The organism is Nostoc sp. CALU 546 (genome assembly GCF_048836525.1).
The window spans coordinates 1-2,017 of sequence record NZ_JAWJTF010000344.1; the positions used below are offsets into that span (position 1 = coordinate 1).

Annotated in this window: 1 protein-coding gene and 1 tRNA gene; both read right to left on the reverse strand. The window is 37.9% G+C overall.

Features of this window, described 5'->3' with window-relative positions; genetic code table 11:
- Positions 1-49: 49 nt before the first annotated feature.
- Positions 50-123 (reverse strand) — tRNA-Asp (locus RRG12_RS43515).
- A 110-nt stretch (positions 124-233) separates the two neighbouring features.
- Positions 234-1,757: a serine/threonine protein kinase gene (locus RRG12_RS43520; RefSeq protein WP_420760264.1), complete on the reverse strand. Its 1,524-nt coding sequence runs from the start codon at positions 1,755-1,757 to the stop codon at positions 234-236.
- Positions 1,758-2,017 lie beyond the last annotated feature (260 nt).

Here is a 2,017-nt window from a genome sequence, read left to right on the forward strand (position 1 = left end):
CAAAATCACCGAACTTAACTCCGGTGATTCACTACTCATAAATTTAGAACGGGACTGACGGGGCTCGAACCCGCAACTTCCGCCGTGACAGGGCGGTGCTCTAACCAATTGAACTACAGTCCCTTGTTTGGCAACTTTGCTATTATCACTATTTTTTTTTTACTTGTCAAGTGTTTTGGAGTTGGAAATTAGAAATTATTTTTGTCTCATCTCTCCAAGGTGGAAATTTTTCGTTAAAACCTTGATAATACAACCTGTGGTTCTGATTCGAGATGCTGCAATATTCGGCATTGCATTTGTTTATACTGCTGCTTTAATAGCTGTTTGCTCAACTGGGGTTGAGAAGTGGGTGGTAGACTATGACTCTGTTGCACCCAGGTTTGCAACATTTGCCGCTGAGTTGGCTCGATGCGACTGCTAAGAACTTTGATGCAAGAATTTGGCGCTTCCAGAGTAAAGAAAATCAACGGATACTGCTCATTTTCAGCCAGTAAACTTACCAACCGAAGATTTTGGGGATTTTGCATATCTAAGTAGCACGGTAGCCACTTAGGAGCCAATTGCCGATTGTAGAGTACAGTTACCCACAATAGCATTGGGTGAGGGGATGTCATAAAGATAAACTGGTTGTAACGGCTAGAAACCGCATAGTTTTTGATTTCTTGTTTAGACAACATCAACCATAGCGCTGTCATAGATCCTTGTGGGGTATCTAGAAGCTGAGGAAAAACAATTTCTTGAATTGGTTTATTTTGAGGCCACAAAAGTTGCCGATAACTTTGTTCTACTGTGATTGGTAATCCAGAATCTAAGGGACGGCTAAGGATAGAATTAGAGCCTAAAGTTGTAGGTAAGCTGGGACAACTAGACTGTTCTAAAGTATTTAAGACTTGCAAAACTTGAGCGATATTTTGTGGGCGATCGCTTGCTTTTTTAGCAAGACAAGACATGATTAAATTATTTAGTTTTTGAGGTAATTTAAGAGAGGGTTTAACATCTGCGATCGCTTTTGGTTGTTCAAAGTGATGTGCTTTATACCAAGCACCAAAATAGTCTGTTTCTGGTTGCCAAGGTTTTTTCCCTGTGAGCATCTCAAACATCATCACACCGAGGCTATAAATATCAGATCGACTATCTAATTTTTCCCCATCTAGTTGTTCTGGAGAACAGTAGGGTAAAGTGCCATTAAATCCCCTACTTGTACTAGCTGTTGATGCATAATTTAAAAATCTAGCAATCCCAAAATCGAGAATTTTAACTAACTGACCCAATATCGGATCGGGAATAACTAATATATTGGCAGGTTTTATATCTCTATGAACCAAGGGACAAATTTTGCCATCAATATTAATACCTTGATGAGCGGATTCTAACCCTAAACAAATTTGCCGAGAGATAGTTAAAAAGATGGGCAGAGATAGCGGAATTAAATCCTTTAAACTCTTGCCACATAAATATTCCATGACGTAGTATGGTTTACCTTTCTCATTCACACCATAATCATACGCCCGTACTATGTGTATGCTCTTTTGACTTAAAGCTGCACTCATTAAAGCTTCACGAGCAAAGTCTTGTTGCATCTTGGTATCGACAACAGTTTGAGTCAAAAACTTGATAGCAACTGGTATTCCTCCTAACAAAATATCATTTGCTAAAAAAACTTCACCCATACCACCGCTACCAATTAACTGCTTGATTTGATAACGATTGGCAAGCAAGCCCGTACTATTTGGAGATGTAAATAAGCTCTGATTCACTTTATTAACCTCCATTGCTGAGTACATTTAAAGTTAGCAATACACACATAATTAAGAGAAGGCTTTTAGGGAATAGAGGTAAAGATTTTGATGGCAAGCTTTCAATAACGTAATACAAACTTAAAAAAAATCTCCAAAAATTTATTCATCCAATTTCTTAAGCTTTCTTTCTCATTTTTTTGATGTATGGCTAAATTTTGTAAGATGTCTAACTTCAGCTTTTCATACTCTGTTTTGAGAATATTTTTGGCTTGATTAGG